The 18,345-nt window shown below is 68.0% G+C and carries 16 protein-coding genes and 1 pseudogene; 8 read left to right on the top strand and 9 right to left on the bottom strand.

Annotated features, from left to right (window positions below; translation table 11 throughout):
- From J2W23_RS24115 to J2W23_RS24090, 6 genes and pseudogenes are all read left to right on the top strand, one after another.
- Positions 1-113 (top strand): annotated as a pseudogene (locus J2W23_RS24115) (ABC transporter permease); the annotation flags it as partial.
- Positions 113-1,150: an ABC transporter ATP-binding protein gene (locus J2W23_RS24110; protein ID WP_307650532.1), complete on the top strand. Its 1,038-nt coding sequence runs from the start codon at positions 113-115 to the stop codon at positions 1,148-1,150. The pseudogene J2W23_RS24115 and the gene J2W23_RS24110, both read left to right, overlap by 1 nt.
- The gene (locus J2W23_RS24105; protein WP_307650531.1) at positions 1,147-2,163 is read left to right on the top strand and encodes an ABC transporter ATP-binding protein; all 1,017 of its coding nucleotides are present in this window, start codon (positions 1,147-1,149) and stop codon (positions 2,161-2,163) included. Before J2W23_RS24110 ends, J2W23_RS24105 begins: the two co-directional genes overlap by 4 nt.
- Before the next feature lie 2 nt (positions 2,164-2,165).
- Positions 2,166-3,470 carry an amino acid deaminase gene (locus J2W23_RS24100; RefSeq protein WP_307650539.1) on the top strand — a complete coding sequence of 435 codons (1,305 nt, stop codon included), beginning with the start codon at positions 2,166-2,168 and terminating at the stop codon, positions 3,468-3,470.
- Between the two features lie 12 nt (positions 3,471-3,482).
- Positions 3,483-4,400: a MurR/RpiR family transcriptional regulator gene (locus J2W23_RS24095; RefSeq protein ID WP_307650530.1), complete on the top strand. Its 918-nt coding sequence runs from the start codon at positions 3,483-3,485 to the stop codon at positions 4,398-4,400.
- On the top strand, positions 4,397-5,875 hold the full coding sequence (locus J2W23_RS24090) for an N-acyl-D-amino-acid deacylase family protein (protein ID WP_307650529.1): 1,479 nt from the start codon (positions 4,397-4,399) through the stop codon (positions 5,873-5,875). The genes J2W23_RS24095 and J2W23_RS24090 overlap by 4 nt, the downstream gene beginning before the upstream one ends.
- A 3-nt stretch (positions 5,876-5,878) precedes the next feature.
- Here J2W23_RS24090 and J2W23_RS24085 read toward each other — a convergent pair whose 3' ends face one another.
- The 3 genes from J2W23_RS24085 to J2W23_RS24075 form a co-directional block, all read right to left on the bottom strand.
- Entirely contained in the window at positions 5,879-7,138 is a 1,260-nt protein-coding gene (locus J2W23_RS24085) for a lactonase family protein (RefSeq protein WP_307650528.1), read from the bottom strand.
- Between the two features lie 18 nt (positions 7,139-7,156).
- Entirely contained in the window at positions 7,157-8,686 is a 1,530-nt protein-coding gene (locus J2W23_RS24080) for an FAD-dependent oxidoreductase (RefSeq protein ID WP_307650527.1), read from the bottom strand.
- A gap of 289 nt (positions 8,687-8,975) precedes the next feature.
- Positions 8,976-9,902, bottom strand: a complete 927-nt coding sequence (locus tag J2W23_RS24075) for a LysR family transcriptional regulator (protein WP_307650538.1) — start codon at positions 9,900-9,902, stop codon at positions 8,976-8,978.
- Positions 9,903-10,047: 145 nt separating this feature from the next.
- Here J2W23_RS24075 and J2W23_RS24070 point away from each other — a divergent pair, with 145 nt between their 5' ends.
- Positions 10,048-10,944: a transporter substrate-binding domain-containing protein gene (locus J2W23_RS24070; protein ID WP_176660441.1), complete on the top strand. Its 897-nt coding sequence runs from the start codon at positions 10,048-10,050 to the stop codon at positions 10,942-10,944.
- An 8-nt stretch (positions 10,945-10,952) separates the two neighbouring features.
- On the top strand, positions 10,953-12,242 hold the full coding sequence (locus tag J2W23_RS24065) for an aminotransferase class V-fold PLP-dependent enzyme (protein ID WP_307650526.1): 1,290 nt from the start codon (positions 10,953-10,955) through the stop codon (positions 12,240-12,242).
- Positions 12,243-12,246: 4 nt separating this feature from the next.
- Here the strand turns inward: J2W23_RS24065 and J2W23_RS24060 are convergent, their stop codons facing one another.
- From J2W23_RS24060 to J2W23_RS24035, 6 genes are all read right to left on the bottom strand, one after another.
- Positions 12,247-13,698 (bottom strand): aldehyde dehydrogenase, encoded by a 1,452-nt coding sequence (locus J2W23_RS24060; RefSeq protein ID WP_307650525.1) that lies wholly within the window; start codon positions 13,696-13,698, stop codon positions 12,247-12,249.
- A 43-nt stretch (positions 13,699-13,741) separates the two neighbouring features.
- Entirely contained in the window at positions 13,742-14,452 is a 711-nt protein-coding gene (locus J2W23_RS24055; RefSeq protein WP_176660444.1) for an ABC transporter ATP-binding protein, read from the bottom strand.
- Between the two features lie 61 nt (positions 14,453-14,513).
- Positions 14,514-15,266: an ABC transporter ATP-binding protein gene (locus tag J2W23_RS24050; RefSeq protein WP_176660445.1), complete on the bottom strand. Its 753-nt coding sequence runs from the start codon at positions 15,264-15,266 to the stop codon at positions 14,514-14,516.
- Complete coding sequence (locus tag J2W23_RS24045; protein ID WP_307650524.1) at positions 15,259-16,194, bottom strand: branched-chain amino acid ABC transporter permease; 936 nt, start codon at positions 16,192-16,194, stop codon at positions 15,259-15,261. The genes J2W23_RS24050 and J2W23_RS24045 overlap by 8 nt, the downstream gene beginning before the upstream one ends.
- Positions 16,191-17,069 (bottom strand): branched-chain amino acid ABC transporter permease, encoded by an 879-nt coding sequence (locus J2W23_RS24040; RefSeq protein ID WP_176660447.1) that lies wholly within the window; start codon positions 17,067-17,069, stop codon positions 16,191-16,193. Before J2W23_RS24040 ends, J2W23_RS24045 begins: the two co-directional genes overlap by 4 nt.
- A 4-nt stretch (positions 17,070-17,073) precedes the next feature.
- Positions 17,074-18,264: an amino acid ABC transporter substrate-binding protein gene (locus J2W23_RS24035; RefSeq protein WP_307650523.1), complete on the bottom strand. Its 1,191-nt coding sequence runs from the start codon at positions 18,262-18,264 to the stop codon at positions 17,074-17,076.
- Between the last annotated feature and the right edge of the window lie 81 nt (positions 18,265-18,345).

Raw genomic sequence — 18,345 nt, 5'->3', positions numbered from 1 at the left:
TCTGGGTGGTGCTGTTCCCGGGGCTGGCGATCATCTTCACGGCGCTGTCGCTGCAATTATTGGGCGACGGCGTGCGCGACCTGCTCGATCCGAAGCTCAAGAAGACCTCGTGATGAACAACGCGAACACCACCCCACGTCTCACGGTCAGCAACCTGAGCACCAGCTTCCCCACCGAGGACGGCCTGATCCGCTCGGTGGCCGATGTGAGCTTCTCGATCCAGCCGGGCAAGACCACCGCGCTGGTCGGCGAGTCGGGCTCGGGCAAGTCGGTCACCAGCCTCACGCTGATGCGCCTCTTGCCCAAGACCGCGAACGCGCAGGTCAGCGGCTCGGCCTCGTTTGTCACGCGCGAGGGCAAGACGCTCGACCTCCTGAAGATCGGCGAGCCCGAGATGCGGTCTCTCCGCGGCAACCAGCTGTCGATGATCTTCCAGGAGCCGATGACCAGCCTGAACCCGGTCTTCACCATCGGCGAGCAGATCGCCGAGAGCGTGCGGCTGCACAATGGACTGGACCGCAAGTCGGCGCTGGCCCATGCGCTGCGCATGCTGGAGCTGGTGGAGATTCCGGCCGCCGCGCAGCGCCTGCACGAGTACCCGCACCAGCTCTCGGGCGGGATGCGCCAGCGCGTGATGATCGCGCTCGCGATGGCGTGCGATCCGACACTGCTGATCGCCGACGAGCCCACGACGGCGCTGGACGTGACCATCCAGGCGCAGATCCTGGAGCTCATGCGCCGGCTGCAAGCCGAGACGGGCATGAGCATCCTCTTCATCACCCACAACCTGGGGGTGGTCGCGCACCACGCGGACGATGTGGTGGTGCTGTATGCCGGCCGCGTGGTCGAGAGCGCACCGGTGCGGCCACTGTTCGCGCAGCCGGAACACCCGTACACGCAGGGTCTCCTCGCGTGCCTGCCGGGCAAGGCGAGATTGCCGGGGCAGCCGAAGCCCAAGCGGCTCTTTGCGATCCGCGGCCAGGTGTCGAGCCCGCTTGCGCCGCCGCCCGGCTGCGCCTTCGAGCCGCGCTGCGACCTGGCGCAGGCCAGTTGCAGGGAAGTGATGCCGCCGCTGATCGACATCCGCCCGGGCCGCCAGGCACGCTGCATTCGCGTGCAGCCCGATGCCCAACTCGCGAGGGTCGCATGACCGCTGTTTCTGTTTCTTCTTCCTCTTCTTCCGTTCCTTCCGCTTCTTCTCCCTTGATCGAAGTCCGAGGCCTGAAGAAATACTTCGGCAGCAGCGACCGCCCGGTGCGCGCAGTGGACGACGTGTCCTTCGCCATCCACCCCGGCGAGACGCTGGGCCTGGTCGGCGAATCGGGCTCGGGCAAGAGCACCATCGGGCGCACCGTGCTGCGGCTGGTCGAGCGCACCGAGGGCCAGGTGCTCTACCGCGGCGAGGACATCGGCGCGCTCTCGGGCGAGCGGATGCGGAGGCTGCGCAGCAAGCTGCAGATCATCTTCCAGGACCCGTACGCGAGCCTGAACCCGAAGATGCGCATCAGCGCGATCCTGGGCGAGGCGCTGTCCACGCACGGGCTGCACAAGGGGGCGGCCGCGCGCGACAAGCGCATCGCCGAGCTGTTGGAGACCGTGGGTCTGCGCGCCGAGCATGCGAGCCGCTTCCCGCACGAGTTCTCGGGCGGGCAGCGCCAGCGCATCGGGGTGGCGCGGGCGCTCGCGGTGGAGCCGGAGTTCATCGTGGCGGACGAGCCGCTGTCGGCGCTGGACGTGTCCATTCAATCGCAGGTCATCAACCTCTTGGCGGACCTGCGCGAGCGCCTGGGCCTGACCATGCTGTTCATCTCGCACGACCTGGATGTGGTCGAGTACCTGTGCGACCGGGTGGTGGTGCTGTACCTGGGCAAGGTGATGGAGGTGGCCGAGACCGAGGAGCTCTTCGCACGGCCTTCGCACCCCTACACCCAGGCGCTGCTGGCAGCGAGCCCGAAGCCCGATCCCACACTCGCCACCGAACGCATTGCCCTGAAGGGCGACATTCCGAGCCCGATCTCGCCGCCTTCGGGCTGCGTGTTCCGCACGCGCTGCCCGCATGCCATCGAGGCCTGTGCGCAGACGGTGCCGTCGCTCGACGAGATATCTCCCGGACACTACAGCGCCTGCATCCGCAAGGAGCTGCTCTCCAACATTGCCGCATGACCATGACAGACACCGCCACCAACGCAAACTTCAACGACCCGCTGCTGGGCAGCAACTTCAAGGGCTACCCGCGCACCCAGCCGCCGCGCCTGCGCAGCGAAGTGGGCGCTGCCGGCTGGAACGTGCTGGCCGGCGACCTGCCGCTGCCCCTCGCGGTGCTCAAGCGCGAGGCGCTGGAGCACAACCTCGCATGGATGCAGTCGCGCGTGCGCGAGTGGGGCATCGACCTGGCGCCGCACGGCAAGACGACGATGTCGCCGCAGCTCTTCCAGCGCCAGCTGGATGCGGGGGCGTGGGGGCTGACCTTTGCGACCGTCACGCAGCTGGCCGTGGGCGTGGCGGCCGGGGCGCGCCGCACGCTCATCGCCAACCAGGTGGTGAGCGATGAGGACCTGGCGGGCATCCAGATGTTGTTGAGCGCGACGGCGGGCCTGCGCGTCGTGTTCCTCGTTGATTCGATCGCGCAGCTCGCGCTCATCGAAGACTGGGCCAAGCGCCATCCGGAGAGCGTGCCGTTCGAAGTGATGATCGAGATCGGTGTCGAAGGCGCGCGCACCGGCTGCCGCACGCATGAAGAAGCGGTGACGCTCGCCACGCGCCTGCGCGCAAGCGATGCGGTCAAGCTCGTGGGCATCGAGACCTATGAAGGGCAGGGCGCCACTGGCGTGAGCGAGCCCGACACGGCGTATGCCAACACGCTGATGGACCGCGTGGAAGCCATCGCGCGCCACTGCGATACGCACAAGCTCTTCGAAACCGACGAGGTGCTGGTCTCGGCCGGCGGCTCGGCGATCTTCGATCTCGTGGCCGGACGCCTGAAGCCCGCGCTGGGCTCGCCGGTGCGCGGCTTGCTGCGCTCGGGTTGCTATGTGACGCACGACCACGGCTTCTACAAGCGCATGGTGAACGCGGTGGACGAGCGCCTGGGCTGCCAATGCGGCGAAGGCCTGCGCCCCGCGATGGAAGTGTGGGCCACGGTGCAATCGCGCCCCGAGCCAGGCCTTGCGATCCTTGCCGTGGGCAAGCGCGACATCTCGTTCGACCTCTCGATGCCCGTGCCCATCGGGCGCGCCGCACGCGGTGTGCTCGAAGCGCAAGCCGTGCCCGCCGGCTGGAAGATCTCCGCGCTGAACGACCAGCACGCCTACCTGCGCTGGGAGGCCAGCGAGGAAACGGAGGCCCCCAAGGTCGGCGACCGCGTCGGCCTTGGCATCTCGCACCCTTGCACCACCTTCGACAAATGGCATTGGATGCCTGTTGTCGAAAATGACTACCGCGTGAGCGACGCCGTCGCCATGCATTTCTGAAAACGCGCAACGATGACCCCCTCCCTGCTCCAGAAGATCGCACAGGTCCGCGGCGATGCGCCGGCGACGCGGCGTGCGATCCTGGACCTGATCCTCGAAGACCCCGACCGCGTGCTCGAAGAGAGCTTCGAGCAACTGGCCGAGCGCTCGCGCAGCTCGGTGCCGACCATCATGCGCACCTGCCGCGACCTGGGCTTTGCGGGCCTGCGCGAGTTCAAGCTTGCGCTTGCGCAGGAGCTCGCGCTCGGCGGCTCGCCGCTGCACCGCCGCGTCAACATCGAGGACGCGGCCGATGAAGTGGTCGGCAAGATCGCACGCAGCGCCGCGTCCTCGGTCTCGGGCGTGCGCGGCCAGCTCGACATGCAGGTGCTCGACGGCGCCGTGGCCGCCATCGCGGCGGCGCCGCATGTGGACCTGTACGGCGCGGGCGCGACATCGTGGTTCATGGCCAACGACCTGCAGGCGCGGCTGTTCCGCCTCGGTCTCTCGGCCAATGCCTGGGCCGACTACCACCTGCAGCAAGTCGCCGGTGCGGCGCAGCGGCCGGGCGGCGTGGTCATCGCCATCTCGCACGTGGGCGGCATGCCCTCGCTGCTCGACGCGGTGGACATCGCGCGCGGGCAGGGCGCCAAGGTGGTCGCGCTGACAAGGCCCGGCACCGCCCTCGCGGCCAAGGCCGACTTCCTGCTGGGCCTCTCGGTGCCCGACGATGCGGTGATGCACGTGGGCATCGATGCCTACCTCACGCACCTCACCGCCATCGAAATCCTCACGGTGCTGGTCGCGCAACGCCGCGGCGAGCCTGCGGTGCAGCGCCTGCAGCGCGCACGCGAAGCCTTCCAGCGCCACGGCATCGACGCCACCACGCACCCGCTGCAAAGCTGGGACGGCGGCGGCATCAACGACGAAAAAGGAGGACGCGCATCGTGAGCGACCCCCAAGCCGTGAAAGCCATATTGCTCGAAGCCGGCCTCGTGGTCGACGGTTCGGGCGGGCCCTCGTGGCCCGGCGACGTGCTGCTGCAGGGCGACCGCATCCTCGCGCTCGGCGAAGGCCTGCGCGAGCGCTTGCCCGAAGGCCTCGCGCTCGCCGACATCGAGGTGGTCGATTGCCGCGCGAAGGTGATCGCCCCCGGCTTCATCGACGCGCACACGCACGACGATGCGATCGTGCTGCGCGACCCGCTGTGCCTGCCCAAGGTGTCGCAGGGCATCACCACCGTGGTGACGGGCAACTGCGGCATCTCGCTCGCGCCGTACCGCACGCCGCAGTCGAAACCGCCGCTCACGCTCTTGGGCGCGGATTCGTTCAAGCACGCGACCATGGCCGAGTACCGCGCCGCCGTCGATGCGACGCAGCCTGCGCTCAACGTGGCTGCGCTCGTGGGCCACACCACGCTGCGCTTCGCGACGATGCAGGCGCTCGACCGGCCCGCGAGCGGTGACGAGCTTGCGCGCATGGAAGCGCTGCTCGACAGCTGCATGGCCGACGGTGCGCATGGCATGTCGTCGGGCCTGTTCTACGAAGAAGCCTTCGCCGCGCCGGCAGAGGAAGTGACCGCGCTCGCGCGCGTCGTGGCGCGCCATGGCGGCGTCTACGCCACGCACCTGCGCAGCGAGATGCAGCAGATCATCGAGGCGCTGCACGAGGCTGGCGATTCGGCCTTCAACGCCGGCGTGCCGCTGGTCATCTCGCACCACAAGTGCGCCGGTCCCGCGAACTGGGGCCGCACGAAAGAGACGCTGCCGCTGATCGAGTCGCTCGCGCAACGCCAGCAGATCGCGATGGACGTGTACCCCTACGTGGCCGGTTCCACCGTGCTGCGCGAAGACCTGGTGGATGGCGTCATCGACGTGCTGCTGACATGGTCCGACCCGCATCCCGAGATGACCGGCCGCCTCGTCTCCGACATCGCGCGCGAATGGGGCACCACCGAGCAGGAGGCGTGCCTGCGCCTGAAGCCGGGCGGTGCGTGCTACTTCCAGATGCAGGAGGAGGACGTGGAGCGCGTCATCTCGCATCCGCTCACGATGATCGGCAGCGACGGCCTGCCGCACGACCGGCATCCGCATCCGCGGCTGTGGGGCGCGTTCCCGCGCGTGTTCGCACGCTACTGGCGCCAGCGGCGGCTCTTCACGCTGGAGCAGGCGGTCCACAAGATGACCGGCATGACCGCACGCAACCTGCGCATCGCCGACCGCGGCCTGCTGCGCGTCGGCACGATGGCCGACGTCGTGGTGTTCGACCCCGAGACCATCGCCGACACCGCCACCTACGACAAGCCGCACGGCGTGAGCCTGGGCGTGGAGCGGGTGTTCGTGAACGGCGTGCTGGCCTATCGCGGCGGCGAGGGCGAAGCCCGCGTGCTTGCGCGCGCGGGCCGGATGCTCACGCGCGGAAGCTAGCCGTCAGGCAAACACCAGGCACACCGGCGTAGGCACCTGTGCCACCAGCACGGGCTGGTCGAGCTCGCCGCTCGCCGGATCGATGCGAAGGCGCAGGATGGTATCGCCTTTCTGGCTGAGCGCATACAGATGGCCGCCGCCCGGCGCCATCGCCAGCGCGCGCGGAAAGCGCAGGCCTTCGCTCCAGTGCTGCAACGGTGTCAGCGCACCGTTGCTGGCGTCGATGCGGAACGCGGCGATGCTGTCGGCCATCGGGTGGTCCGACTTCAACCGGCGGTTGGTCGCATAAAGGAATTGCCCCGAGGGGTGCATCACCAGCGCCGCCGCGCTCTTCTGGCCGCTGTAGCCCTCCGGCAAGGTCGAGATGCGCTGGCGCTGTTCCCCGACCTTGCCGCTCGCCGCGTCGTAGCTGAAAGACGCGACCGTGGCGTCGAGTTCGTTCACCAGGTACAGGAAGCGCTGCGACGGATGCAGCGCGAGGTGGCGGGGCCCGCTACCGGGCGCGACGGACGTGCGGCCGAGCACGGCCAGCTTGCCGTCGGCGAGCGTGAAGACGTTGATGCGGTCGGTACCGAGATCGGTGGCCAGCACGCGCTGGCCCGACGCATCGAAGGCCACCATGTGCGGGTGCGGCGACTCCTGGCGTTCGGTGTCGGGGCCGGAGCCGGTTTCCTTCTCGATGCCCGAGACCTTGCCGAGCTTGCCGTCCGCCTCGATGGGCAGCACGTTGTACGCGCCGCCGCCGTACAGCGCCACGGCCAGCGCGCGGCCATCGGGCGACACCGCCAGGTGCGCGGGGATCACGCCCGAGAGAGAGAGCGGCTGGCGGTTGAGCAGCGTGAGCCGGCCGTCGTTCGCATCGATTGCGTAGGCCTCGGCCGTGCCGGTAGGCAGGCCCTGGTAGGTGTCGATTTCGTTGACCGCATAGAGAAAGCGCCGGCTGGGGTGCACCGCGAGGAACGACGGGTTCGCGCTCGCGACGGTCTGCACCGGCGTCCAGCCGCCGTCCCGCATCGAGAGCACGTAGATGCCCTTCGATGCCGGGCCGCCGGCGGTGCCGCCAGGGGCGTCGAAGGTGTAGGTGCCGACGTAGGCGAAGCGCGGTGCCGGCGCATTGCCGATGACCGGGTTGCCGATGGCGGTGTCAGGAGTCTGCGCACCGGCGGGGACCAAGGGCGTTAACGCGCCAAGGGCGGAGGCGCCGCCGATCCACTGCATCATCGCGCGACGGTTCTGACCGGCAGGGGTGGAGCTGTGTGTCATGGGGTTCTTTCCTCGCGTTCAGGGCCGCACCGACATGGCATGGTGAAAGATGTTGTTCGGGTCGTAGCGACGCTTCATTTTCCGGAGGAATTCGTACAGCCCCTGGTCCCCATAGTAGAGCTGCGCCCAGAACGGGTACGCCAGCATGTCGTTGTCCGGGTAGTTGATGTAGCAGCCTTCGTAGCGCTCGCCAGGGTAGGGCGTGCCCGCGTAGCGTTCGGGCACGTCGGGCGTGCCGTACACGTCGCGGTAGAAATCGCTGATCCAGCGCAGGTGGCCCGCATCGTCCGCCGCGCTGCGCCAGTAGGTCTGGTACTGCAGCTTCATGATCGATGCGCGCTGCGGCACGGCGGTGTCGCCGATGCGTTCGGGCTTGTTGACCGCGCCGCCATAGGAATCGACCTGCACCAGCGACTGGCTCAGGTCGACGCCGGGCATCGTGCGCGTGAGGTGCGCGTAGATGCGTTGCGCCTCGCGGGCGGTGAAGTTCTGCTTCATGTAGGCCGACTTGTACTTGCCGCGCTGGTTCTCGCCCGAGCCGTTGAGGTACTGCGTGGCCGTGAGCCAGTCGTAGCGCGTCACGGTGTGCGGCTTGGAGCACAGCAGCTGCCCCGTATCGCGCTGCGGCGCCGGGCCCACGCCGGGTGTGCGGCCTTTCAGCGGCACTGGCGAGCAGGCGCGGAAGCGGTCGAGGAAATCGTTGAGCACCGTCAGGTCGTTGCAGGTGCCGTCGGGGTTGCAGAACTGCGTGAGCATCACGATCTGGCCCGACGAGCGGTGCGTGAGCTTGAGCAGCGAGAACATGCCCCAGGTGTCCGGCGACTTGCCGCGCGTGGCCCAGTAGTCGCCGTAGATGGAGAGCAGTTCGGCAAAGCGAGCCGGCGTCATGGTGGCCCAGTCGAACGCGACCACCGCGAGCGCCACCTCGCGCGGCGCCGTCGGCAGGGTGTCGAACACGTAGCTGGTGATCGCGCCGAAGTTGCCGCCGCCCGCGCCGCGGCAGGCACGGAACAGCTCGGGATCGCGGGTCGCGTCCACGGTGCGCGGCACGACCTTGCCTCGCGCATCGACGGTGAGGATGTCCACCGCCGAGAGCCAGTCGACCGTGAGCCCCTGCAGGCGCGACAGGAGCCCGTAGCCGCCGCCGCAGATGTGCCCGCCCGCGCCCACTGAATAGCAGGAGCCGCCGGGGAGCGTGACGTTGCTCTGCTTGTAGAGCTCGAGGTAGCCGTTCCAGTTCTGTGTGCCGGGGCCGATGCGGTAGCGCCCGTCTGTCTTGCCGGTGCTTGCGCCGCTGAGCAGGCTCAGGTCGAGGATCGCGCCATCGGGGTTGTTGGAGACGAAGTCTTCATAGCAATGTCCACCGCTGCGCAACGTGGGCCGCAGGCCCGCATCGACGATGCGCTGCAACGCCGCCGCGGCATCGCCCGGGGTTTCCGCCAACTCGATGCGCGAAGCCGCATCCGCCTCCGTGGAAGGCCATCGCAGGTTGAAGCCCTTTTTCAGGGTGTTGTAGCGCGCATCCTGGCGTGTCACGGTGATGGTCATGGGCACTTTCTGAAGGACGTCTTGGCGACGGTGGGGGCAGAGAAAGAAGGAGCCTGCGTTGCGTCTTATGCGCGGGTACTCATTTGCGAGTTCGACTGAAAATTGAAAGGTTTTTTCTTATTCCCATCGAATTGAGCTGGATGTCGAGCTATGTCGCCGATATTGCCGTCAATTTCTGAAATATTGAAATAGATTTTCAGCTGCGCTCTGCCTGCAAGGCATGTGCTTTTCCCGTAGCGAACACGGCGTTCGCTGCGCAACAAGGGACCGGAGACGGCGCCTGCCGAACTCAGCGCGCCGCTGCCTCTTCGTCTTCCGCCTGCGCCTGGAACATGCGCGTGAAATCGCAGCATTCCTGCGCCAGCATCACGATCGACGAGGTGAGCGCGCTGCGGTGCTCGCCCTTGTGCATGGCCACGTAGCGCACCACCGGCAGCGGCGGCGTGACCTCGATCACCGACAGCATGCCGGCCGCGACCAGCGGCGCGAGGCATTCGCGCGGCAGGTAGCTCACGCCCAGCCCCGACACGGTGAGCCCGGTGAGCGCGACGAGGTTGCTCACCACGATCACGTTCGATGGCTGCACGCCCTGGTCCTTCATCCATGCGTCGTAGGCGCGCCCGGTGCCCGAGTTGTTGCCCTGCACCAGCATGCGGTGCCGCGCGAGGTCGTGCAGGCGCACGGTGCCCGTCGTCTGCACCACGCCGGGCTTGCACATCCACGCGCTCTTGACCTTGCCGATGACCTTGCTCTGCATGCGCGAGTCGGCGAAGGTGTCGGGCACGATGACCACGTCGAGCGCATCGACCAGGAGCTTGTCGCGCAGCTGCAGGCTGTCGTCCACGTCGGGCTCCAGGATCACCTTGGGGTAGTGCTGCTGGATCAGGCCGACCAGCCGCGGCAGCCACGTCATCGCGGTGAGCTCGGTCACGCCGATGCGGATGCGGCGCTCCACCACGCCGGGCTTGCCGAACTGCTCGACTGCGGCATCGCGCTGCTCCAGCAGGCGCTTGGCGAGCACGAACATCTCCTCGCCCTTTTCGGTGAGGCGCGCGCTGCGCTGGCTGCGGTCGAAGAGCTCGGTGTCGAACAGCAGCTCCAGCTCGTGCACCCGCTTGGAGACGGCCGACTGCGAGGTGTGCAGCTGGTTCGCGGCCTGCGCAAAGCCGCCGAGCTGGCCGATCCAGTAGAGGGCTTCGAGTTGCTTGAAGGTCATCACGGCGCGGGTCTCCTCTGCGAACGATGCAATAGAACGCTTTTGTTCATGCAATTCGATCACAAAAAATCGCTTTTAGAAATTCATCGAGACGCAGAAGATTCGCCCAGCCCACCCCCTCACTGCAAACCAAGGAATACACGCCATGGACTTCTTCAAACTGCCTCTCGCCCTGGGACTCACCCTCGCCTTCGCCTGCGGCGCCGCCAGCGCCCAGGACGGCGGCACGCTGCAGAAGATCAAGGAGAGCGGCACGATCCAGATCGGCGCGCGCGACAGCCAGATTCCGTTCTCCTACAAGCTCAGCGCCGACAGCGCGCCCATCGGCTTCACGAACGACATCTGCCTGAAGATCGTCGATGCGGTGAAGGCCAAGCTCGGCCTCGCGAAGATCGAGGTGCGCTACACGATGCTCAACTCGACCAACCGCATTCCGCTCTTGCAGAACGGCACGGTCGACCTCGACTGCGCGACCACCACCAACACCACGCAGCGCCAGGCGCAGGTCGACTTCGCGCCGAGCCACTTCGTGACCAACATCACCGCCGCGGTGCGCAAGAGCTCGGGCATCAACGCGCTGGCCGACCTCAACGGCAAGAACGTGGCCACCGTCTCGGGCAGCACCTCGATCCAGCTGCTGCGCGGCGCGCGCAAGAGCGGCACGATCGAGGTGAACGAGATCGCGGGCAAGGACACGTCCGACGGCTTCCTGCTGCTCTCGACCGGCCGCGCCGACGCCTACGTGCTCGACGACGTGCAACTCGCCGGCATGATCGCCAGCGCCACCAACCCGGGCGAGTACAAGCTCCTGAAGGAGTCGCTGCGCCAGGAGCCCTACGGGATCATGCTGCGCAAGGACGACCCGCAGTTCAAGGCGCTGGTCGATGAAACGGTCACCGGCCTCATGAAGTCGGGCGCCATCGAGCAACTCTATGCGAAATGGTTCATGTCGCCGATTCCGCCGAAGAACGCGAACATGAATTTCCCGATGTCCGATGCGGTGCGCGACATCTACAAGAACCCGAACAACAAGGGCGTCTGAGCACGCACATGGCGACCATGCTTGAAAACCACCCCCGCGGCCTCGCGTTTTCCGATGCGCTGATGCGCGAGGTGAAGGCGCGCTTCCTGCTGGTCGACCGCGACCACCACGGCCGCGAACGCCTGTACTTCGACAACGCCGGCGGCTCGTTCCGGCTCAAGGCCGCGGCCGAGCGCTTCGCACAGGTCGATGCGATTCCCGACAACGCCGAGCGCATCCACGCGACCGCGGTCGAGCTGCAGCAGATCCAGGCGAAGGCCGCCGACGACCTGCGCACGATCCTCAATGCCAAGGGCGGGAGCGTCTACGCCTCGCTCACAGCCTCGGGCGCGATGTTCGACATGGTGCGCGCGGTGGCCGAGAACGTGCCGGGCACGAACATGGTCACGACGGTGCTGGAGCATCCCTCGGCCTTCGACGCGATGAGCCTCTACGCCGACCGGCTCGGCCGCGAGCTGCGCGTGGCGAAGAGCAACCCGGTGACGGGCGGCATCGATGTGGAAGAGATCGTTCGCCTCGTCGACAAAGACACCTGCCTGCTCAACGTGATCTACGCCTCGAACATCTCGGGCGCGAAGCTCGACATGGCCGAGATCGTGCGCCGCGCGCGCGCCATCAAGCCCGACCTCTACATCCTCGTGGACGCGGTGCAGCACGCGCCGCACGGCCTCATCGATCTCGAGAAGACGCCGGTGGACGGCATCAACCTCGCGCCGTACAAGTTCTTCGGCTGCCGCGGCTCGGGGCTCTCGTGGGTGTCCGACCGCGCGGCCGTGCTGCCGCACCACAAGCTCGCAGGCAAGAAGCCGGACTACTGGGACCTGGGCAGTTCCGCGCCGTGGCAATTCGCGGCACTCACCGAAATCGTGGACTACGTCTGCTGGATCGGCCGCCAGTTCACCGAGGCCACGGAGCGTCGCGCGCTGTTCGTCGAGGGCATCGGGCGCATCGAACTGCACGAGCGCGCGCTGCTCGCCGCGCTGCTCGACGGCACGGGCAACGCGACCGGGCTGCGCGAGATGCGGGGCGTCGAAGTGTTCCTCGACCACGAAGACTTGACGAAGCGCGACCTGATCCTGGGCATCGGCTTCGACCGCATCGACTGCACGCAGGCGGTGGTGGAGTACGGCAAGCGCGGCGTCACGGTGTACGAGCGCGTGGCCACGAGCATCTATTCGAAGCGGATGCTCGAATCCTTCGGGCTCGAAGGCACGGTGCGCGTGTCGCCGCTGCACTGCCATTCGATGGCGGATGTGGAGAAATTCCTGCGGGTCACGCAGGAAATCGCGGCGCTGTAGTCCCTCAGAACGGGTAGTGCCGCGGCGTCGTCTGCACCGTGAGCCAGCGCAGTTCGGTGAACGCCTCGACACCGGCCCGGCCGCCGAACCGCCCATAGCCCGATGACTTGACGCCGCCGAAAGGCATCTGCGCCTCGTCGTGCACGGTCGGACCGTTGACGTGGCAGATGCCCGCTTCGATGCGGCGCGCCACGTTCCACGCGCGCGCCACGTCGCGGCCGAACACGGCGGACGACAGGCCGAACTCGTTGTCGTTCGCGGTGGCGACGGCTTCTTCCACGCCGTTCACGCGCACGACGGCCTTCACAGGGCCGAAGGACTCCTCGCGGTAGATATCCATGGCCGCGGTCACGTGGTCGAGCACGGTCGCGGGCATCAGCGTGCTGGTGGCCTTGCCGCCGCAGACCAGCTTCGCCCCCTTGGCGAGCGCATCGTCGATCAGCGCGTTGCAGCGCGCGACGGTGCTCATGTCCACCACCGAACCCAGCACGACGGGGCCTTCGCGCGGATCGCCGAGCGGCAGGCCTTGCGCGCGCGCTGCGAACTTCGCGACGAATTCATCGGCGATGGCGTTGTCCACCACGATGCGCTCGGTCGACATGCAGATCTGCCCCGAGTTGGCGAACGCGCCGAAGATGGCGCCGTTCACCGCGGCGTCGATGTCGGCATCGTCCAGCACCACGAGTGGCGCCTTGCCGCCGAGCTCCAGCACGGCGGGCTTCAGGTACTTGGCGCAGGTCTGCGCGATGAGCCGGCCCACGCGCGTGGAGCCGGTGAAGTTGATGCGCCGCACTGCAGGGTGCGCCACCATCGCCTCGACCACCGCGCCGGCATCGGCGGGCGCGTTGGTCACGAAGTTGACGACGCCCTTCGGCAGGCCTGCTTCGTTCAGCGCCTCGACGATGAGTGCGTGCGTCTCGGGGCACAGCTCCGAGCCCTTGAGCACCACGGTGTTGCCGCAGGCGAGCGGCGTGGCAATGGCGCGCGTGGCGAGGATCACGGGCGCGTTCCACGGCGCGATGCCGAGCACCACGCCCGCTGCCTGGCGCATGCCCATGGCGAGGCTGCCGGGTACGTCCGACGGAATCACTTCACCGCTGATCTGCGTGGTGAGCGACGCGGCCTCGGTGAGCAGGCCCGCCGCGAGGTGCACGTTGAACCCGGCCCACTGGGCCGACGCGCCGGTCTCGCGAGCCATGGCCTGGATGAACGCATCGGCGCGCGATTCGAGCGCATGCGCCGCCTTCTGCAGCAGCGCGCGGCGTTCGCCGGGGCCGGTCTGCGACCAGGTGGCGAAGGCGCGCTGTGCGGCCTCTACGGCCGCGACCGCATCGGTCGGCGTGCCCGAGGGCGCGCGGGTGGCAACGCCGCCATCCAGCGGATTGCGGCGCTCGAAGGTGGCGCCGCCCGAGGCCGAGCGGTGCTCGCCGTCGATGAACATGAAAACGTCGGTCATGAGGTGTGTCCTTTGAGAAAGAGGGGGAGAGGGCGGGAGGGCGTCAGGCGACGCCCAGGTAGGCCTGCCGCACCACGTCGGAATCGAGCAGCGCCCGTGCCTCGCCCGAGGCGACCACGCGTCCGCGTTCGAGCACGTAGCCGCGGTCGGCGGCCTGCAGGGCCTTGCGCACGTTCTGCTCGACCATCAGCACGGTCACGCCCTGCGACGCGATGCGGCGCACGATGGCCAGCAGCTCGTCGACCATGCGCGGCGCGAGGCCGAGCGAAGGCTCGTCGAGCATGAGGAGACGGGGGCCGCTCATCATGGCGCGCGCCACGGCGACCATCTGCTGCTCGCCGCCGCTCATCGTGCCGGCCAGTTGCGTGGCGCGTTCCTTCAGGCGCGGAAAGTCCTCGAAGGCGCGCGCGAGGCGCTCGCTGCGCAGCCGCGCCGGCAGCAGCCAGCCGCCGAGTTCGAGGTTCTCGGTGACGGTCATCTGCGGGAAGAGCTGGCGCCCCTCGGCCACCAGCGCGAGGCCGCGGCGCACGCAGGCGGTGGCGTCGCCTGAAGGCAAGGCCGCATCGTCGAGCACCGCGTCGCCGGTGCGCGGCAGCAGCCCCGCCAGCGCCTTGAGCAGCGTGGTCTTGCCCGCACCGTTGGGTCCGAGCACGACGGTGACGCCGGGCCGCACATCGAGGTCCATGCCCTGGATCACCTGGAAGCCGTGGTAGCCCGCGGAGAGGCCGCGCACGGTGAGTTGCGCGGTGCTCATTGAAGTACCTTCGTGCTTCGCACTGCGGTGCGAGCTTGCTTGGGGCGGCCCGGCGCGGCGCTCATGCCGTGGCCTCCATCTCGTCGCCAAGATAGGCCTCGACCACCTCGGCATTGCGCACGACTTCAGCGGGCGTGCCGTCGGCGATCTTGCGGCCCTGGTGCAGCACCAGCACGCGCTCGACGTATTTCAAGAGCGTCGCGACCGCATGCTCGATCCACACGACCGTGAGGCCGTGGTCGTCGCGCAGCTTGCGGATGCGCCGGGCCATCGCGTCCACTTCCGCTTCAGTGAGGCCCGCCGCCACCTCATCGAGCAGCAGCACGCGCGGCCGGGTACCGAGCGCCATGCCGATCTCGAGCAGCCGCTGCTGCGAGGGCGTGACATCGGCCGCGATGTTCTTCGCGAGGTGGCCAAGGCCCAGCATGTCGAGGATCTCGCCGGTGCTGCCCAGCCCCGCGATGGGCGTGCGATGGCGTCCCGCGAACTGCATGCCGAAGCGCACGTTGTCCTCGAGTGTCATGTCTGCCATCACGCGCGGCGTCTGGAAGGTTCGCGCGATGCCGTGCGCTGCGTAGAGATGCGGGCCGCGCCGCGTGAGGTCGACATCGCCTTCGACCAGCAGCCGTCCCGAGGTCGGCATGACCACGCCGGAGATCGCGTTGAAGAAGGTCGTCTTGCCCGCGCCGTTCGGGCCGATGATGCCGACCAGCTCGCCCGCGTGCAGCGTCGCGCTCACGGCGTCGACTGCGGTGAGTCCGCCGAAGCGCACGGTGAGTTCGCGCGCTTCGAGAAGAGGCTGCGCGCTATTCATGGCCGTGCCTCCGCAATGCCGTCACCTTGCGTTGCCAGAGCGATGCGAGGCCGTTGGGCAGGTACATCACGCACAGGATCAGCAGGAGTCCGAGCACCATCATGTAGCCGTAGGGCAGCTGCAGCCGCAGCGTCTCCGAGAGCAGGCTGAAGACGATGGCCGCGGCGACCGGCCCGCCGATGCTCGCGGCGCCGCCGATCATCGCGATCAGCACGGTCTGGAAACCGATGAAGGGGCTGAACACCGCGGGCGGGTCGATGTAGGTCCAGCGCACCGCCATGGCTGCGCCTACTGCACCGGCGAAGGCAGCGGTGAGCGCGAAGCCCGCGATCTTCACGCGGCGCGTATCGACGCCGAGCGTTTGCGCGCGTTGCTCGTCGGCGCCGATGCCGGCCAACGCGAGGCCGAAGCGGCTGCGCTTGACCAGCATCGCCGTGGCGATGGCGGCAGCGGCAATCGCCAGCACCGTGAGGTAGACCGTCTCGTTCGACGGCACCACGGTGAGCACGCGGCCCACCGTGCCCGAGACCTGCTTCTCCACGAAGGTGACCGCATGGCGGATCAGCTCCGTCATGCCGAAGGTCAGCACCGCGAAGTAGGTGCCGCGCAGGTGCAGCACCGCCGCGCCCATCAGCACCGCCACCGCGCTCGCGATGGCCGCGCCGGAGAGGATGACCAGCGGCCACGGCAGCACTTCGAGCAGCGTGGCACTCGCATACGCGCCGAGCCCGAAGAAGGCCGAGGTTGCCAGCGACAGGTATCGAGTGGCGCCGCAGAACAACGACCAGCTCGTGGCCAGCGCGATGTACATCAGGCAGCCGAGCGCCACCGAGGCGATGAACTCGGACGCGATCCACGGCACCGCCGCGGCCAGCACGAGGCCCGCCGCGAGCACCCACCAGGGCTTGTTTTGAAGGAGGGAAATCATTTGCGGGAGAACAGTCCGTTGGGCCGCCAGATCAGCACGCCGATGAACACGGCATACGACAGCAGCATCTTGAGCGAGGGGCTCGTGTAGTGCATGCCCAGCGCTTCCACCACGCCCAGCAGCAGGCCGCCGACGAGGCTGCCCGCGATGCTGCCGAAGCCGCCGAGGGTGATGACGATCAGCGCCGTCACGGTGTAGGGCTCGCCCATCGAGGGCGAGATTTCGTAAGTCATCGACAGGAGCGCGCCCGCCACACCCGAGAGGCCAAGGCCGATGCCGAACATCAGCGGGTGCAGCCGCTTCGTGTTGATGCCCACGAGCTGCGCGCCGGTGGGCGACTGCATCAGCGCGCGCACCGCCTTGCCCAGCAGCGTGAGCTTGAGCAGCGCGATGAGCGCGATGCTCAACGCCAGCGCCACGCCGAACAGCACCAGCTTGTTGGCGGTGAAGCGCATCTCGCCCAACTGCACCGGTTCGGCCAGGTAGTCGTAGCCGCGCAGATCACCGCCCCAGACGAGGAGCGCCGTGTTCTGAACGAGGAACATCAGCCCGAATCCCACCATCAGGCTGCGCGCCTCGAACACGTCGACGTTCGGTGCGCGCGCCGCCACCTGCCGGAAGCACAGCCAGTGCACCGCCATGCCCAGCGCCATCAGCACCGCGAACGCCACCGGCATGAAGACCAGCGGCGAGATGCCCAGCGCCGTGTGCGCCCACCATGTCAGGAAGGCGCCGAGCATCAGGAACTCGCCGTGCGAGATGTTCATGATGCGCATCAGCCCGTACTGCAGGTTCAGCCCGATGGCGACCAGCGCATAGATGCCGCCCGTGATCAATCCGCCGGCCAGGAGCTCGGCCCATCCAGAGAACGACACGCTGTTATTTCCAGGCCGGCTTCGGCATCAGTTGCGCGGTGGCGCGGTCCTTGGGCCACACCACTTCGAAGTCGCTGCCTTGCCATTGCGAGACGGTGCCGGGGATCGACGCGTTCTCGCTGCCCTCGAAGCGGATCGGCCCGAGGATGGTCTTGAACTCGTTCTTCGCGATCTGCTCGCGCAGCGCCTTGCGGTCGAGGCCCGCTTTTTCCACCGCCTGCTGCAGGATCTGCAGGCCCGCCCACGCATGGCCGCTGGCCCAGCGGTCGGGCTCCTTGCCGAACTTCTTCGTGTGCGCGTCGAAATACGCCTTGGCCTCGGGGCTGGTCTTGCCGTTCCACGACCCCATGCCGATCACGCCCTCGGTGTTGGCGGCCATCACGTTCTTGTAGAGCTGGAAGGCGGTGCCCACCGAGGCGTAGAAGTACTTCGGGTTGAAGCCCACCTCGCGCGCCTGCCGGCTCGCGAGGATGGTGTCCGGGGGGTAGGTGATGCCGATGAAGGCGTCGGGGTTCAGGTCCTTCATCGTGCGCAGCACGGGCGCGAGGTCTTTCACGCCGAGCGGGTAGCTCTTGCGGTCGAGCACCTGGATCTGGGTCTTCTTCAGCGCGTTGTTGAGCGCGGCGAAGTTTTCCAGCCCGAACAGGTCGTCCATGTAGACGATGGCGATGGTCTTCACGTTGTTCGCCACCAGCATGTCGACCAGCGCGCCCATCATTTTGTCGGGCTGCTGCAAGAGCGAGAAGAAGAACGGCAGGCGCATGTCGATGAGCTTGCGCGAGAGCGCGGTGGGCGCGAGCAGCGGATAGCCGAAGCGGTTGGCCAGCGGCGCGACCGCGAAGTTGGCGCCCGATCCCCACGGCGGCAGCACGAGGTCGACCTTGTCGCTGCCCATCAGCTTCTCGAAGGTGCGCACGCAGGTCTCGGTTTCGCTGCGGTCGTCGTAGCCGATCAGTTCGATGGGCCGCCTGGCGCCCTTCACCGAGAGCCCGCCCGCGGCGTTGACCTGCTCGGCCCACAGCAGGTAGTTGGGCTCCTGGCTCACCTGCGCGCCGGCCGCCCATGGCCCGGTGCGTGCGATGGCATAGCCGATGCGGACGGGCCCGTTCTGCGCGAACAGGCGCGGGGCGACGGCGGCCGTTCCGAGGGCGGTGGCGGTCCCCTGGATCCAGCGGCGGCGGGTGGCGTGCAGCATGATGAAAGTCTCCTCCGGGCGTCGGTGTGCGCCCGCTGCCGGAATCGTAGGAAAGGGGGCCTCCGGGCGCTGTGCCCGCCG

It is taken from the genome of Variovorax boronicumulans (assembly GCF_030812215.1).
Classification (GTDB): domain Bacteria; phylum Pseudomonadota; class Gammaproteobacteria; order Burkholderiales; family Burkholderiaceae_C; genus Variovorax; species Variovorax boronicumulans_C.
The sequence above is the reverse complement of the archived record's forward strand: the minus strand, read 5'-3'. Positions and strand labels throughout refer to the sequence as shown.

What these genes read in the sequence shown, in the direction of transcription:
- J2W23_RS24065 (WP_307650526.1), top strand. Translation starts at nt 10,953, where the DNA reads ATGGCGACCATGCTTGAAAACCACCCCCGCGGCCTCGCGTTTTCCGAT.
- J2W23_RS24035 (WP_307650523.1), bottom strand. Translation starts at nt 18,264, where the DNA reads ATGCTGCACGCCACCCGCCGCCGCTGGATCCAGGGGACCGCCACCGCC.
- J2W23_RS24085 (WP_307650528.1), bottom strand. Translation starts at nt 7,138, where the DNA reads ATGACACACAGCTCCACCCCTGCCGGTCAGAACCGTCGCGCGATGATG.
- J2W23_RS24100 (WP_307650539.1), top strand. Translation starts at nt 2,166, where the DNA reads ATGACAGACACCGCCACCAACGCAAACTTCAACGACCCGCTGCTGGGC.
- J2W23_RS24110 (WP_307650532.1), top strand. Translation starts at nt 113, where the DNA reads ATGAACAACGCGAACACCACCCCACGTCTCACGGTCAGCAACCTGAGC.
- J2W23_RS24075 (WP_307650538.1), bottom strand. Translation starts at nt 9,902, where the DNA reads ATGACCTTCAAGCAACTCGAAGCCCTCTACTGGATCGGCCAGCTCGGC.
- J2W23_RS24045 (WP_307650524.1), bottom strand. Translation starts at nt 16,194, where the DNA reads ATGATTTCCCTCCTTCAAAACAAGCCCTGGTGGGTGCTCGCGGCGGGC.
- J2W23_RS24070 (WP_176660441.1), top strand. Translation starts at nt 10,048, where the DNA reads ATGGACTTCTTCAAACTGCCTCTCGCCCTGGGACTCACCCTCGCCTTC.
- J2W23_RS24055 (WP_176660444.1), bottom strand. Translation starts at nt 14,452, where the DNA reads ATGAGCACCGCGCAACTCACCGTGCGCGGCCTCTCCGCGGGCTACCAC.
- J2W23_RS24060 (WP_307650525.1), bottom strand. Translation starts at nt 13,698, where the DNA reads ATGACCGACGTTTTCATGTTCATCGACGGCGAGCACCGCTCGGCCTCG.
- J2W23_RS24080 (WP_307650527.1), bottom strand. Translation starts at nt 8,686, where the DNA reads ATGACCATCACCGTGACACGCCAGGATGCGCGCTACAACACCCTGAAA.
- J2W23_RS24095 (WP_307650530.1), top strand. Translation starts at nt 3,483, where the DNA reads ATGACCCCCTCCCTGCTCCAGAAGATCGCACAGGTCCGCGGCGATGCG.
- J2W23_RS24050 (WP_176660445.1), bottom strand. Translation starts at nt 15,266, where the DNA reads ATGAATAGCGCGCAGCCTCTTCTCGAAGCGCGCGAACTCACCGTGCGC.
- J2W23_RS24105 (WP_307650531.1), top strand. Translation starts at nt 1,147, where the DNA reads ATGACCGCTGTTTCTGTTTCTTCTTCCTCTTCTTCCGTTCCTTCCGCT.